This window comes from Shewanella canadensis (assembly GCF_003966225.1).
Lineage (GTDB): Bacteria > Pseudomonadota > Gammaproteobacteria > Enterobacterales > Shewanellaceae > Shewanella > Shewanella canadensis.
In genome coordinates this window covers 13,807-29,760 of record NZ_RXNU01000006.1, presented here as the reverse complement: position 1 = coordinate 29,760, position 15,954 = coordinate 13,807, and the positions used below count along the sequence as shown (strand labels likewise).

The 15,954-nt window shown below is 44.6% G+C and carries 12 protein-coding genes; 5 read left to right on the top strand and 7 right to left on the bottom strand.

Annotation, left to right across the window (positions count from 1 at the left end; genetic code table 11):
- The 7 genes from ispD to rlmD all read right to left on the bottom strand — a co-directional run bounded on the left by ispD (position 1) and on the right by rlmD (position 9,018).
- Positions 1-705 carry a 2-C-methyl-D-erythritol 4-phosphate cytidylyltransferase gene (gene ispD / locus EKG38_RS12525; protein WP_126520600.1) on the bottom strand — a complete coding sequence of 235 codons (705 nt, stop codon included), beginning with the start codon at positions 703-705 and terminating at the stop codon, positions 1-3.
- Positions 706-749: 44 nt separating this feature from the next.
- A complete protein-coding gene (ftsB, locus tag EKG38_RS12520; RefSeq protein WP_126520599.1) occupies positions 750-1,052 on the bottom strand; it encodes a cell division protein FtsB in 303 nt (100 codons plus the stop codon).
- A gap of 207 nt (positions 1,053-1,259) precedes the next feature.
- Complete coding sequence (eno, locus tag EKG38_RS12515) at positions 1,260-2,555, bottom strand: phosphopyruvate hydratase (RefSeq protein ID WP_126520598.1); 1,296 nt, start codon at positions 2,553-2,555, stop codon at positions 1,260-1,262.
- Between the two features lie 118 nt (positions 2,556-2,673).
- Positions 2,674-4,311 (bottom strand): CTP synthase, encoded by a 1,638-nt coding sequence (gene pyrG, locus EKG38_RS12510; protein ID WP_126520597.1) that lies wholly within the window; start codon positions 4,309-4,311, stop codon positions 2,674-2,676.
- Positions 4,312-4,433: 122 nt separating this feature from the next.
- Positions 4,434-5,225, bottom strand: coding sequence for a nucleoside triphosphate pyrophosphohydrolase (gene mazG / locus EKG38_RS12505; RefSeq protein WP_126520596.1), 792 nt, complete (start codon positions 5,223-5,225; stop codon positions 4,434-4,436).
- 105 nt (positions 5,226-5,330) lie between these two features.
- The gene (relA, locus tag EKG38_RS12500) at positions 5,331-7,538 is read right to left on the bottom strand and encodes a GTP diphosphokinase (RefSeq protein ID WP_126520595.1); all 2,208 of its coding nucleotides are present in this window, start codon (positions 7,536-7,538) and stop codon (positions 5,331-5,333) included.
- Positions 7,539-7,689: 151 nt separating this feature from the next.
- Positions 7,690-9,018 (bottom strand): 23S rRNA (uracil(1939)-C(5))-methyltransferase RlmD, encoded by a 1,329-nt coding sequence (rlmD, locus tag EKG38_RS12495; protein ID WP_126520594.1) that lies wholly within the window; start codon positions 9,016-9,018, stop codon positions 7,690-7,692.
- A 97-nt stretch (positions 9,019-9,115) separates the two neighbouring features.
- Here rlmD and barA point away from each other — a divergent pair, with 97 nt between their 5' ends.
- The 5 genes from barA to recN all read left to right on the top strand — a co-directional run bounded on the left by barA (position 9,116) and on the right by recN (position 15,668).
- On the top strand, positions 9,116-11,929 hold the full coding sequence (gene barA / locus EKG38_RS12490; protein ID WP_126520593.1) for a two-component sensor histidine kinase BarA: 2,814 nt from the start codon (positions 9,116-9,118) through the stop codon (positions 11,927-11,929).
- Complete coding sequence (locus tag EKG38_RS12485; protein WP_126520592.1) at positions 11,904-12,515, top strand: YjaG family protein; 612 nt, start codon at positions 11,904-11,906, stop codon at positions 12,513-12,515. The genes barA and EKG38_RS12485 overlap by 26 nt, the downstream gene beginning before the upstream one ends.
- 22 nt (positions 12,516-12,537) lie before the next feature.
- Positions 12,538-12,789, top strand: a complete 252-nt coding sequence (locus EKG38_RS12480) for a hypothetical protein (RefSeq protein WP_126520591.1) — start codon at positions 12,538-12,540, stop codon at positions 12,787-12,789.
- A gap of 162 nt (positions 12,790-12,951) precedes the next feature.
- Entirely contained in the window at positions 12,952-13,911 is a 960-nt protein-coding gene (locus tag EKG38_RS12475) for an AEC family transporter (protein WP_185826849.1), read from the top strand.
- Positions 13,912-14,006: 95 nt separating this feature from the next.
- Positions 14,007-15,668: a DNA repair protein RecN gene (gene recN / locus EKG38_RS12470; RefSeq protein ID WP_126520589.1), complete on the top strand. Its 1,662-nt coding sequence runs from the start codon at positions 14,007-14,009 to the stop codon at positions 15,666-15,668.
- The last annotated feature ends 286 nt before the right edge of the window (positions 15,669-15,954 follow it).

Genomic DNA, 15,954 nt, shown 5'->3' with positions numbered 1-15,954 from the left:
TTATCGCTCTAAGCTGTTCGCATTCCCTAAGAATAACCCAGCCAATAAAAGGTCATCCGGATGAGTGATCTTGATATTATCGACTCTTCCGTCCACCAATCCCGGAGACACTCCGGCCCATTCCATCGCAGAGGCTTCATCGGTAATATTAGCCCCCTGAGCTAACGCTTGTTCGAGATTACCTTTAAGAAGGGTAGCCGGAAAAAGCTGAGGGGTTAACGCATGCCATAACCGTTCCCGACACACAGTCTCTTTTACGGTTCCGTCAGCATTGCCACGTTTCATGGTGTCCCTAACCGGCGCCGCTAAAATTGCACCTTGCGGAAAACGTTGCCGCGATGCAATTAACTTATCGATATCACCATGAGTCAAACAGGGGCGAGCGGCATCATGCACCATAGCCCAACAATCACCACCGAGATGATTCAAGCAAGCGAGAACTGAATCGGCTCGCTCACAGCCACCAACAACGGTGTGTAACTTGTGATGTGATGAAAGGGGTAAGCCTTTAAAAAATTGATCTTCTGGATGAAGTGCAACGACCACATGATCTATTTTTGGATGAGTTAACAGTAGTTCCAATGTTAATTGTAAAATGGTCTTCTCATCAATCAGTAGGTATTGCTTTGGGATCTCGGCTCCCATTCGGCTACCAATTCCGGCAGCGGGTACGATAGCGACAATCTTATCTTGGCTGTCATTCATTTTAGAAGGCTCATGCTATTTCTAATCGGTAAAATAATGAGGAGTTATTGGTTTGAAACATTAAGAGACTGACGTTGACCTCCAACGACTCGGAAAAATGTCTCACCTTTCTTTACCATGCCTAATTCATTTCTGGCACGCTCCTCTAATGCCTCAGTACCACTGCGAAGGTCGCTGATCTCCTCCCGCAAGACTTGATTTCGCGCGACTAATTTAGCATTACTCACTTGCTGGAAACCTATCTGCTCTCGCAGGTGAAACGATTCAGGTAGGCTATTTACTCCTAACCAAAGCTGGTATTGAAGTAAGCCTAGTAGGACTACTAATACAAACAGGAGACGTTTCATAGCTAGTTCAATACTCACTATTGAAAATTCGATGATATTGAATGGATAGTAACAAAAAAGGCCACCTAATGGTGACCTTTTCAATTTTCACAGTAATTTAATCGCTTTTTGCTGTATCAGTCATCTTAACTGCCTGTTTTAGCACTTAAGAGTCGATATACAAATATCACTTAACGATAATTTGTCAGCTAAAAGTAAATCGATAAATTATGCTTTACCTTTAATTTCGCTGCGACCACGGTATGGTGCTTTTTCACCTAACTGCTCTTCGATACGAAGCAGTTGGTTGTACTTAGCAACACGGTCACTACGACATAGAGAACCTGTCTTAATTTGACCAGCAGATGTTGCAACAGCAAGATCGGCAATCGTTGAATCTTCAGTTTCACCACTACGATGAGAGATAACAACGGTATAACCAGCATCTTTCGCCATACGAATAGCCGCTAAGGTCTCAGTCAGAGAACCAATTTGGTTGAACTTGATCAAGATTGAGTTAGCGATATTGTTATCGATACCACGCTTTAAGATCTTAGTGTTGGTAACAAACAGATCGTCACCTACAAGCTGGATCTTGTCACCCATGATTTGAGTCTGGTATGCCCAACCATCCCAATCTGACTCGTCAAGGCCATCTTCGATAGAAGCAATTGGGTACTGTTCAGTCAATGATTTCAGGAAGTCTGAGAAACCGTTAGCGCTGAAAACTTTACCTTCACCGGTAAGGTCATACTGGCCATCTTTGTAAAACTCAGAAGCCGCACAGTCCAGAGCAAGAGTGACATCTTCACCTAACTTATAGCCTGCTTTCTCAACAGCAACTTTAATCATTGCTAGTGCATCGGCATTCGAAGCTAAGTTAGGAGCGAAACCACCTTCGTCACCAACAGAAGTACTCAGACCTTTCTCTTGAAGTACTTTCTTCAAGTTATGGAAGATCTCGGCACCGACCTGAAGTGCTTCGCGGAACGATTTAGCACCAACTGGCTGAACCATAAACTCTTGGATATCCACGTTGTTATCAGCGTGCTCACCACCGTTTAAGATGTTCATCATAGGTACAGGCATAGAGTACTGACCTGCAGTACCGTTTAACTCTGCGATATGTGCATATAAAGGCAAGCCTTTAAATGACGCCGCAGCTTTAGCCGCTGAAAGCGAGACAGCTAAAATAGCGTTAGCACCTAACTTGTCTTTGTTCTCAGTACCGTCAAGGTCAATCATGATCTGATCGAGTTCAGCTTGATTGGTTGCATCTTTGCCCATTAGAGCATCACGGATAGGACCATTGATGTTAGCAACAGCTTTTAATACACCTTTGCCCATGTAGCGAGTTTTATCGCCATCACGTAATTCTAATGCTTCACGACTACCGGTAGAAGCGCCCGATGGTGCTGCGGCCATACCGTTAAATCCACCTTCAAGATGAACTTCAGCTTCCACTGTTGGGTTGCCACGTGAATCCATGATCTCGCGACCAATGACATTAATGATTTTAGACATAATTACCTCGATTTAAGTTTAAAAATTAAAAGTTAAAATAAAATCTGGTCACCAAAATTTACATTACCAAAAAACAAAAAGGCCGCTTCCAGTCAACGGAAGCGGCCTCTAAATTGGTTTAGCCTAAATCGCGTTTCTGATACGCGGTGGCTGCAGCAACAAATCCTACGAATAATGGCTGCCCATCACGAGGTGTTGATGTAAATTCCGGATGAAATTGACCTGCCACAAACCATGGGTGGTTTGGCAGTTCAATCATCTCGACTAGCTGGCGGTCGGAAGAGAGACCACTAAATACTAAGCCTGCTTTTTCAAGACGATCTTTATAGTTGTTGTTGACTTCATAGCGATGACGGTGACGTTCTACACAAGTATTACCATCATAAGCAATCGCTGCTTTAGAACCTTCAGCAAGATGACAAAGCTGAGCGCCTAGACGCATTGTCCCACCAAGATCTGATTTTTCATGGCGTTGCTCAACATCACCGTCATCATTAATCCACTCGGTGATTAGACCAACCACTGGATGCGGCGTTTCTTTGTTAAATTCTGTTGAATGAGCGCCTTCCAGACCTGCAACGTGACGTGCAAATTCAATTAAAGCAACTTGCAGACCTAAACAGATACCAAAATAAGGTAGGTTGTTTTCACGGGCATATTTAGCCGCAAGGATCTTACCTTCTACGCCACGCTCTCCGAATCCACCCGGAACTAAGATACCATCTAAGCCCTGAAGTACCTCTTCGCCTTTAGCTTCAACCGTTTGTGAATCGATATACTTGATGTTCACTGAAACGCGATTAAAAAGACCAGCGTGTTTCAACGCTTCATTTACAGACTTATAAGCATCAGGAAGTTCAATGTACTTACCGACCATGCCAATAGTCACTTCAGCCGTTGGGTTAGCTTCTTGATAGATCACCTGTTCCCACTCATGCAGATCGGCTTCAGGACAAGTAATACCAAAACGTTTAACCACGAGTTCATCAAGGCCTTGCGCCTTAAGTAGTGCAGGGATCTTATAGATACTATCTACGTCTTTAAGCGAGATAACTGCACGCTCTTCTACATTACAGAAGAGAGAGATTTTTGCTTTTTCATTCGCTGGAACAGGACGATCACCACGACAAACCAGTACATCCGGTGCAATACCGATGGAGCGAAGCTCTTTCACTGAATGTTGTGTCGGTTTCGTCTTCACTTCACCAGCAGCGCCAAGGAATGGCACCAGAGTCAAATGCATAAAGAGAGAACGTTCTCGCCCTAACTCGACACTTAACTGACGAATAGATTCCAAGAATGGAAGAGATTCAATATCACCAACGGTTCCGCCAATTTCGACGATAGCAACATCATGCCCTTCGCCGCCCGCAAGCACTTTCTCTTTGATCGCATTGGTAATATGAGGAATAATCTGAATAGTGGCGCCTAAATAATCACCACGACGCTCTTTACGAAGTACCTCTTCGTAGATACGGCCGGTAGTGAAGTTATTACGACGATTCATCTTGGTACGAATGAAACGCTCATAGTGACCTAAATCGAGATCAGTTTCAGCGCCATCCTCTGTAACAAACACTTCACCATGCTGCGTCGGACTCATAGTACCCGGATCGACATTGATATAAGGATCCAGCTTCATCATGGTTACATTAAGGCCACGGGCCTCTAAAATTGCTGCTAAAGATGCTGCTGCAATGCCTTTACCTAGTGATGAAACTACGCCACCAGTAACGAAGATATACCTTGTTGTCATTATGAACCTGAGAAAGTGAGTTGGAAATATGTGCTTGTATGAAAGCACTAGGACGGGGCGCAATTATACCAAAGCCCTAGCGATTCGACAAACAAGTTAAACAATAAATTTGAACTAAATGGCTATTCCTGTAATTTTATTTCACCCCAATAACACTCCAGCTCCTCTAAACTGTGCTCTTGCATCGACTTCCCGCTCTGCTCTGCTAACGTTTCAACGCCTCTGAACCGACGCTCAAACTTTGTATTGGCCTGCCTGAGGGCCAGCTCCGGTTCAACACCAAGATGCCTCGATAAATTGACGACCGCAAACAAAAGGTCTCCCATCTCATCTTGTACCTTAGATGGAATCACCTCCTCTTGTTCAACTTCATGCAAGACTTCGGCAATCTCCTCATGAATTTTATCGACCACAGGCGCAAGCTCTGCCCAATCGAAGCCGACACGAGCGACCCGTTTTTGAATTTTTACCGAACGAGTCAATGCCGGCAAGCCTAGAGGAATATTATCCAGCACCGAATGTAGCTGTTTTTCACTACGCTCATTAGCCTTGATCTTCTCCCAGCTATCTTTCACCTGCTCTGTGGTGGCCCCTTCGAGTTCGCCAAAAACATGTGGATGCCTTGCAGTGAGTTTAGTACAGATTTTCTCTATCACATCGTCAAAATCAAATAGCCCTTGCTCTTTCCCCAGTTGACAATAAAACACCACCTGAAAAAGTAGATCGCCTAACTCATCGGGGAGCTCATCGAGTGCCATACGCTCTATGGTATCGGCAACTTCATAGGCCTCTTCCAGCGTAAAAGGCACTATCGTTTCAAACGTCTGCGCCCTGTCCCAGGGACAACCGGTATCCGGGTCTCTGAGTTTAGCCATGATATCGAGAAGGGGCTGCATATCGGCATTATTATGCATCGAAGATCCTTGAATTAATGTTGAATTCTTAAAATGAAAATGAAAATAAAAAATAAAATGACGGCCTAGGCCGTCATTATCGTGGTATTAGCATCTGTGCCAGCTCTATAACCTTCTGGCCTCACTCACTCCATCAATTTGAGTCAGCTTAGCGATCACTCTGGATAAATCATCTAAATTGTAGAGTTCGAGTTCAAGCTCAATCGCTGCGGTTTGAGTTTTGACATCTGATGAGGAGCTCATCGCCATGACATGGGTTTTCTCGGCCGCAAGCACAGATGTTAAGTCTCGCAGTAATCCCGAGCGATCATTGGCAATTATTCGCATACGGATCTTGTATCCCCCGGAGTAGTTCTCTCCCCACACAACATCGACAACACGTTCCGGATGAGCACGCATCAACTCTTTTACCTGTTCGCAATCGGCTCTATGAACTGAAATACCACGCCCTTTGGTGATAAAACCGAAAATTTCATCTCCCGGTACAGGTTGACAACACCGGGCAATATGGCTCATTAAGTTACCTACGCCATTGACTTCAACCTGGCCTTTCCCCTTTCGAGTGGACTTGCTCTGGCTCTTTTTAACCAGGTCTTCGACCGCTTCTTCTTCCGTCAGATGGTTGATCCGCATCTGGCTTTGAACATGGTTTACGACCTGATTGAGACGAACATCGCCTCCACCAATTCCAGCAAGGAGATCATCCATGCTCACCATGTTAAAGCGCTCAACGGCACTCTGCGCATCTTTGATTTTCAATCCGGAACGTGAAAGCTCCGCTTCGAGCATCTCTTTACCGGCAACGATGTTTTTATCTCTGTCTTGCTGTTTAAACCAGTGTTGAATCTTCGAACGAGCACGAGAGGTACGAATATAGCCTAAGTTAGGGTTTAGCCAGTCTCGTTTAGGATTTGGATGCTTAGAGGTAATGATCTCAATCCGCTCACCAGTTTCAACCTGATAGGTAAATGGCACAATTCTGCCATCGACCTTAGCCCCGATACACTTGTGGCCAACGTGAGAGTGAATATAGTAAGCAAAATCCAGCACGGTTGAGCCCAGAGGCAGGTCGACCACCTCACCACCTGGTGTAAATACATAGACGCGGTCCTCGAAGACCTGACTGCGTACCTCTTCGACCAGGTTGCCGCTTTCGGCGACATCTTCCTGCCACTGAAGAATTTTACGCAACCAGTTAATTTTCTCCTCGTATCCACTCTGCTTGCCACCACTCGCGCCCTCTTTATATTTCCAGTGGGCTGCAACGCCGAGTTCGGCATCCTCATGCATCTGTTCGGTACGGATCTGTATCTCGACCGTTTTCCCTTCAGGACCTACCACTATCGTATGGATAGACTGATATCCATTGGGCTTAGGGTTTGCCACATAGTCATCAAACTCTCTTGGAATATGGTGCCAAAGCGTGTGGACAACACCGAGGGAGCCATAACAGTCCTGAAGCCTGTCGGTCACAATTCGCACGGCTCTGACATCGAAGAGCTCATCAAACTTGAGCTGCTTCCCCTTCATTTTCTTCCAGATACTGTAGATGTGCTTAGGACGACCATACACTTTCGCTCTGATCTGATCTTTATCTAATCTGGCCTGAAGCTGAGCGACAAAGTCATCGATAAAGGTTTCACGATCGAGTCTTTTTCCATCGAGTTGTTTAGCGATCTCTTTGTAAGTTTCAGGATGAAGGTAGCGAAACGAGATATCTTCAAGCTCCCACTTCAGCTGTCCAATCCCGAGTCTGTTTGCTAATGGCGCATAGATGTCGGCAATTTCACGAGCCAATAAAACCCGAGTCTCTTCATCCGCATTTTTCACTTCTCGCAGCAGACAGATCCGTTCGGCGAGTTTTATCACGACGGCGCGAACATCTTCGACCATGGCGAGCAACATACGGCGAATATTATCTATTTTCAGATCACTGGTACGGGATTGATTGTCGACCTTAAGTGCACCAATGGCATTCATGGTCTCGACACTCATCACTAATTTGGCAAGCTCGCTACCGAAAGTCTCCTCTAGCACCTCTTTAGATAGGATCCCGGCATCGAATACCACAAATAGCACCGATGCCTGCAGGGTTTCGATATCCATATTTAGCGGAGCCAAGATCTCTATCATCTCTCTGGCACGTTGAAGCTGAAGAGTATTGTCCCCTTTGCTTTTTGCAACCATGGACTCGATACAACAGAGCAGTTCGAATAAGGTTTGAGCTTCATCCGTGTCACTAATATAGCGGTTGACCCACTCTTCTAGTTGAAAATTAGGATCGCTAAAATGTGCTTCTCGAACTGATACCATCTCAATTTCATCCTTAACGTTGAATCAAAAATAGGTTACAAAAAAATGACTGCAACACAAATCAATAATATAGAGACCTATCTTCAGCATTGTGATCTCATTGTCAATTAACAAAAGCTGAATAGTCCTTAATCAGCTATTTTTTCAACACTTAGCTTAATTCAAACAACGCCATGGCTTCGATATGATGGGTTTGAGGGAACATATCGATCAAGCCAAGCTTTTTAAGCTTATAACCATGCTTTAACAGTGGCTCACTGTCCCGGGCTAAGCTCGAAGGGTCGCATGAGACATAAACTATCGCTTTCGGTTTCATCTTTTTCAACCATTGCAGGCTCTCGAACGCCCCGGCTCTGGCGGGATCTAACAATAATTTATCTACCTTTCCTAACCACGCCTCTTTAGAGAGGTCGGCACTAAGATCGGTATGAAAAAATGACACATTATCTAATCCGCTGTCAGCAGCATTATCTCTGGCCTGTTTAACCATCTCGGGAACACCTTCGACACCAATGACTTCGGCGCCGGATTTTGCCAGCGGCAGGCTGAAATTACCTACACCACAAAACAGGTCTAGCACCCGTTCATTTGGCTTTACTGACAGCCAATCTACGGCCTGCTTCACCATAGATTCATTGATGGCAGCATTGACCTGAATAAAGTTACCGGGAGTAAAGTTTAGCGTCACATCGTCCAAAGCGTAATATGGCAACTCATTACGATCACCCAGGAGAGTGAATTCACCTTCATTTCCCTGAACAATCAAGCTGATGCTTTTCTCATTCGCGAAAGCGGTGAGTTTTTGTGCATCTTTATCAGATAGTGCCTTGGTCATCCTTAATACGGCAAAATAGCCATTATCGGCATCAATTAACTCAAGATGGCCTAGGGCCTTCTTACCCGAAAGTTGATTCAGCAACAGTGATAATGGCGCAATTAAATCAGATAATGGCTTAGCCAGTACCGGGCATGCATCGATATTGATAACCTGTTTGCTCGCAGAGGCCCTGAAGCCTAAGGTTATTTGCTTACTCTCTTTATTGTAGTAAGTCGCTAACCGAGCACGTCGACGATAATCCCACTCCTGGCCTATTAATGCCGGCGCTAATGACTCGGCTTCGGTATGACTCAGCTTTGCCATAAGATCGACCAATGCAGACTGTTTATAACTGCGTTGTTTATCTATAGAGAGATGTTGAAGATCGCAACCACCACATTGTTGGTAATGAGGGCACTTTGGTTCGACTCTGTCATTTGAATCAGACTCTATCTTAAGCAACTTGGCGCGGGCGTGACGCTTTTTTTGTTCGGTGAGCTGTACGGTCACTTTTTCGGTGGGAAGCGCACCGGGAATAAATACAATTTTCCCCTGATGCTGTGCCATTCCGGCCCCCAAATGATCCAATTTAGTCACGTCTAATGTAACTTTTGCCGATAGTTGCTTAGAACTGTTTGGTTTTGCTTTAAAAAACTGTGCCATTTAGGCCTCTAAATAAATAATAATACTGGCCAAGACAGCCTCTCTTCTGGCAGTCTAGTGTAACGTTTGTCAAGAAACTGGTAAATCAGCTAACCTAATGAATAATGCCAAAAACATGACCAAATACAGTCTCCGTTCCTGGGTTCTGGTACTGGCGTTAGCTCCGACAATTCTGGTCGGGATATTACTGGGCAGTTATTTTACCATAAATCGTTTCTATGAACTCGAACAAACACTCATAGAGCAAGGCGGCAATATTATTGAGCCTTTGGCGATAGCCGCCGAAATAGGACTCGAAAAGAAAGATTTTGAAACCACGAAGAAACTGATCACCGCAGCTCAACTGAATAAATCGTCATTAGTACAATTTATTGCCATTTTCGATACCAACAACCGAGTCATTGTCACCTCTCACCACTATAAAGATCACGAACTCATGCGATATGATCAGCCCTTGAGTAGCTTAATGCGCACCGAACTCGAACAAGTGGGTGATAGCCTAATTTTACGCAGCCCGATTTTCTCATCTGAACATGAACTCAAAGTTAACTCCTTCGAAGAGCAAGATGCAGAACAGCTTATTGCGACTAAGCTGGGTTATATCGCCGTGCTTATTAATAAAGAAAATGCACTGTTGGAACAACACAGAGCCGCCGTTGCCGCATTTATCATCGTATTAATCGGCGTTCAGCTTAACCTGCTATTTACCTTCAGACTGGTAAAAAATGTCACCCAGCCGATCACCGAGATGGTCCGAGTTGTCGCGAAAATTCGTGAAGGTAAACTCGATACAAGAGTGGATGGAAACCTCATCGGAGAACTGGATTTACTTAAGCGTGGTATCAATGCCATGGCAGGTTCCCTGTCCGACTACCACGACGAAATGCAGCAGAATATTGATCAGGCCACCTCAGATCTACGAGAAACGCTCGAGCAAATTGAGATCCAAAACGTCGAACTCGATCTGGCGAAAAAGCGAGCCCTGGAAGCCAGCAGAATCAAGTCAGAGTTTCTGGCTAACATGTCCCATGAACTCAGAACCCCACTCAATGGCGTTATCGGCTTCGCAAAACAGCTACTAAAAACGCCGTTACACTCCAGCCAGCAGGACTATATCAATACCATAGAAAAGAGTGCGACCACCCTTCTTGGCATCATCAACGATATTCTCGACTTCTCCAAACTAGAAGCGGGCAAGATGGTGCTGGAAAACATGCCATTTGCACTCAGAGAAATGCTCGATGATACCATCACGCTTCTGTCAAACAGCGCACGCGAAAAAGATATCGAACTTGTTATCGATATCGAGTCTGACGTCCCCGAAGACCTATCCGGCGATGCAATGCGCATAAGCCAAATAATGACGAACTTGGTGGGAAATGCCATCAAGTTTACCGATCAAGGTAGCGTGCACCTCAGGCTGCAATTGACCGAATCTAATAATGAACAGATTAATTTACGATGTGAAGTTACCGACACCGGAATAGGTATTGATGATAGCCAGAAAGAGATGCTGTTTCAGGCATTTGGGCAGGCAGACTCCTCTATCTCTCGCCGGTTTGGTGGAACAGGTTTGGGATTAATCATTACTAAGCGTCTGGTCAATAGAATGGGCGGACAGATAGGGTGTATCTCTAAGCTCGATAAAGGCTCAACATTTTGGTTCACTCTTCCTCTACAGACCAGTCAATATTCTATAGGACAAATATTGCCCCTGGATAAATTACAGGGCAAGAGCGTACTCTTGTTAGAACCCAGAGAATTATCGAATAATACGCTCAATAGGCTCGTTAACCACTGGGGAATGAAGGTGACTAACGCTCACTCTTTCGAGCAATTAGGTAACGCCCTCAATCAACAAACGAGTACTTTTGATTACGCATTAATCAGCTGTAAAGGGCTAGATGCAAACGGGAATATTTCATCTCAACTGAAAGAGATAAAAGCACAGTGCCAATATCTGGTCCTTCTATGCAGCAGTAATGAAGCCATAACCCATAATTTATTGCCTTTTGTCGATAAAGTGATCCCTGCGCCAATTGGTGAAAAAGCATTAGCCCAAATCCTCATCGATCCTCAACCCGATACAGATAGTGCCTATTTATTGGAAGACTTAGGCATACCGGAACCCATTGAAAGGCAACCTTTACGTGTCCTGGCAGTCGATGATAACCCTGCAAATTTAAAGCTTATCGACACCCTACTAAAAGAGCTAGTCAATCAAGTTACCGTGATCGATAGTGGCCAAGGGGCTGTGAGTATCGCGCAAGAGCGTAGCTTCGACTTGATATTTATGGATATTCAAATGCCGGGTACCGACGGTATTAGTGCCACCAAGCTTATCCGTCAGGATTCATTAAACCGAAATACGCCAATTATTGCTGTCACGGCCCATGCCATCGCCGAGGAGCGTGAGCTAATTCAACAAAGTGGGATGAATGGATATTTGCCTAAACCTATCGATGAAGCGGCCTTAAAAAGCGTGATAAATCGCTGGAAGACCAGGCCTAAGTTCACTCACTTCGATCAATTCACACTCAATTGGGAGCTATGTTTAACCCAAGCAAACCATAAGCAGGACTTAGCCCTCGACATGCTGAAAATGCTATTAGACTCTCTTGGGGAAACGACTCAACAGATAGAGGGTGCGCTTGAGCAGTTCGATGATAAGCAGATGCTAACTACCATACATAAATTACATGGTGCTAGTTGTTATTGTGGCATTCCAACCACACAGAAGCTATGCCAGGAGATTGAGTCAACATTAAAGCAAGGCACGAGTGTAGCCGATGTCGAACCTGAAATACTTGAGTTACTTGACGAGCTAACTAAGGTAGAATCGGCTGCAAATCAAGTAATATCCCAGTTATCAACGGACATAATCGATGACAATCAAACCAGGCTTCTTTAAGCGCGTAAAAGCATTAGATTTCCAACAGAAAAAAGTATTTGCTATTGCCTTATGCCAACGCATGCTTCCCAATTATCAGTTGTTTTCTCAAGTTTGTGAATTTGGCGATCCTCAGATTTTAGACACTGTCTTAAACTTGCTATGGCAATCTTGCTATGATCAAAAACTCAAACTGAATATTGATATCTACCTGGAAAGATTAGAGCTTAACACGCCAGATGCCTCAGACTTCGATGTCTACGGAGTCTATCCTGCTATGGATGCTTCTACAGCACTCATCTCACTTCTCAGTGCAATTCAGGGGAAAGTCGAAGAGGATATGGTCAATATCAGTAAGCTGTCGTCAAGTACAGTCGCAAACTATATTGAAGCCATTTCTGATGTAGATGTAGGTATGGATGAAGATGCTTTCGATGACTACATATTTAATCATGAAGTCATGGTCGAAGAGAAAACGCTTCAGGACTATCTACTGCAACTTATCGAAGATGCCCCTAAATTGGATGCTGGTTTTATTAAGGCATTACGCACGGAGATCATCGAGGCAGGCGTGTCAAATATTGGCATAGCGACACCAGAAGTTTAGTCTTAACTAATTCTGTATAACTATGCGTAAATTGATTTATGAAGGTCATATTCTAACGAATTCTGAAGGTTTGACCGACACCTTGAAGCTCATCATTGGGACACAGAGCCGTATCGGCTCTCTGTTTGAATTAAGAAGACAAGTCAACTTCTATCAAGAGCTTGGCGTACTTCCTCCCCTAAGAGTGAGTTTGTTAGCAGCAAAGACCGCTAAAAATGATAGCGGAAAAAAGATAGGCAAGGCCCCATCAACTAAAAGAGGTAAGTCGAATTAATCTTGATTCGGCTGCTCTTCGAGTGCCATCCCACAATCGAATCCCTTCCATTTAGATAAAAACTGACAGACAAAGTAACGACGTATTAAGACCTTAGGGTAATATCCTTTCCCCAATGTTTTATGGTATTTGTAACAATCGAACGTTTTAGGAATGCTATTGATGTCGCCTATTTTGACCCCACTATTTTCAGTCCTCGGGATTATGTTATTAGGGTCACTGACCCAAAGGCTCAAAGTGCTGCCGAGCGATACCGATCAGGTGCTAAACCAATATGTCTATTACATCGCCTTCCCGGCTATCATGCTAATCGCGCTGGCGCAGACCCCCATAGAGGAGATCCTTCAATGGGGATTTATTGCCGGTTACAGTATAGCGATGCTGCTGACATACCTATTGGTTGCCGTTATCTCTCTACTCATCAATAAAAATCGTTCAGATATTGCCGCAGTACGGGCGTTAAACACCACCTTCGGCAACACCGCATTTATTGGAATTCCACTTCTTTCAATGATGTTTCCAGGCCAACAAAGTGCGTTCACGGCGGCGGCAATCGCTAGTTTACTGTCGGTTGTGGTATTTGCAATTGTATTGGTGACACTGGAGCTGTATCAGGGCGAAAAAAAGCAATCTCCACTATTAACGATTGCCCAATCCCTACTACAAAACCCAATCGTCATTGGCAGTGGCATAGGCGTTCTTCTTTCTGCGTTACAGATACAGATGTTCGATGCCATATCTATGATGGTAAAACAGATTGGTATGAGTTCCAGCCCATGTGCACTTTTTGCTATAGGTATGGTGCTGGCAAAAGCTCGAGCCACCAATCAGCACCAGCACACCAACAAGATGAACCAACTTATGGAATTAAGCTGGATAAATCTATGTAAGCTTATCATTCAGCCCTTTCTAGCCTATATTTTATTGTCAGCCTTTTCCATCGAAGGAGAATACCTGATCATGGGCGTTATTTTAGCTTCACTCCCCACTGCGGCCAGTGTCTATCTGTTGGCCCAAAGGTATCACGTCAAAGCACAGATAAGTGCCATGGCGATTGTGTTGGGGACCTTATTCAGTATTTTGACTCTACCAGTCATCCAAACCTTGCTAAAAAATCACTGAAGGAGCTAGTCGGGTAATATTCACTCAAAGCTTTACTGTATATAAAATCAGTATATACTGTTTAAAAACACAGTACATTTAAAAAGGATGTCGCTATGCTTTGCCAACTCAGTATCAATAACTTTGCCATAGTCCGCTTTCTGGAGCTTGACTTCAAACCCGGGATGACGAGTATCACAGGTGAAACGGGTGCGGGTAAGTCGATAGCAATTGATGCTTTAGGGCTCTGTCTGGGTAACCGAGCCGATGCCAATACGCTCAGGCCTGGTGCGACTAAAGCTGAGTTTAGTGCCAGATTTTCTCTGGGGGATGTACCACTGGCAAAGCGATGGCTTGAAGATAATGACCTTGAGTTAGGTGATGAGTGTATCCTGAGACGCACTATAGGCGGTGACGGCCGATCCAGAGCTTACATTAATGGTAACCCTGTGCCATTAGCTCAAATAAAAAACCTTGGGCAGCTCTTAATTGGCATCCACGGCCAACATGCTCACCATGCGATGCTAAAAAGTGAACACCAACTGACCTTACTCGATAGCTACGCCAACCATAGGTTATTGCTAGAGTCTGTATCGAGCAGTTTCCAACGGTGCAAACTTATCGAGAAAGAACTTAAGACACTTCAACAATCACAACATGAGCGCATAGCCAGAAAACAACTACTTCAATATCAGGTTGAAGAACTTAACGAATTTGCCCTATGCGACGGTGAGTTTGTACAGATAGAGGCTGAGCATAAGAGACTGGCAAATGGTACTGCGCTGATTGAAGCTTGCCGCAATGAGCTCTTTATCCTGCAAGACAATGATCAAGGCAGTGTAGAGTCACTCATCAACGCCGGCATAGGTCAGGCTCAAGAACTAGAGGGCTATGATCCGCAGCTAAATAGTGTGGTTAACATGCTGAACGAAGCACTCATTCAAGTTCAGGAGAGCAGTAGCGAACTGGAACGTTATCTGGATGGATTGGAACTCGATCCGGAACACTTTTCTTACCTCGAACAACGACTTTCGAAAGTCATGCTCCTGTCTCGAAAACATCAAGTGACTCCCAATGAACTCTACGCACACCACCAGACTCTGGTCGGCGAGCTTACATCACTCGATTCTGACGAGGAAGCACTCACGTCACTACAGGAGCAGGTTGATGCGAGTCGAGCAAACTTCATCGCTCATGCAAAAAAACTCAGCCTGAGCCGCATCCGTTATGCCAAAGAGCTTGATAAAAAAGTCACTCAATCTATTCACGAATTGAGTATGCCGAAGGGAAAGTTCTGCATCTCGGTAAACTTCAATGAATCCCATATCTCTCCTAACGGCTGTGACAACATAGAGTTTCTGGTTACCACCAACCCAGGGCAACCATTACAACCAATATCTAAAGTCGCTTCGGGTGGTGAATTGTCACGTATCGGTTTAGGTATTCAGGTGATCACCGCCAAGAAAGTCTCCACGCCGACCTTGATATTCGACGAAGTCGATGTAGGGATATCGGGCTCGACCGCAGCCGTCGTAGGAAAAATGCTTCGTAGTTTAGGTGAGTCGACTCAAGTTATTTGCGTGACTCACCTGCCTCAAGTTGCCGGCAAGGGTCATCAACATATGTTTGTAAATAAGCAGACCAAAGCAGGGAAAACTGAAACCTCTATGGTGCCATTAGATAAGACGCAACGTATTGAAGAGTTGGCAAGATTACTGGGAGGCGACGTTATAACCAACAACACATTGGCTAATGCGAAAGAGCTTTTACACTCTTAGGGACTGTTTATCTTTCGAGCTTGAATTTTGCTTAATCTCAATGGATTTAGTGCAAGGCATCGAGCAATGACGCCTAATGGGTTAAGCGAAAATCTCGCAACACAGCAATAAGACCATTGAGATGAGCCCGTAGGACAGCGTTTATTGGCCGCGTTTATTAGCCGCCTTTTTTTAACAAGAATTACTGTGTTATCGCTTATTTATGTACGACTGCATGGGTGCAGAAGGTAGAGTAACGCAGGAGCAGTTACCGAGAGTAACTACACCACACAAGCTCCGCCTAACT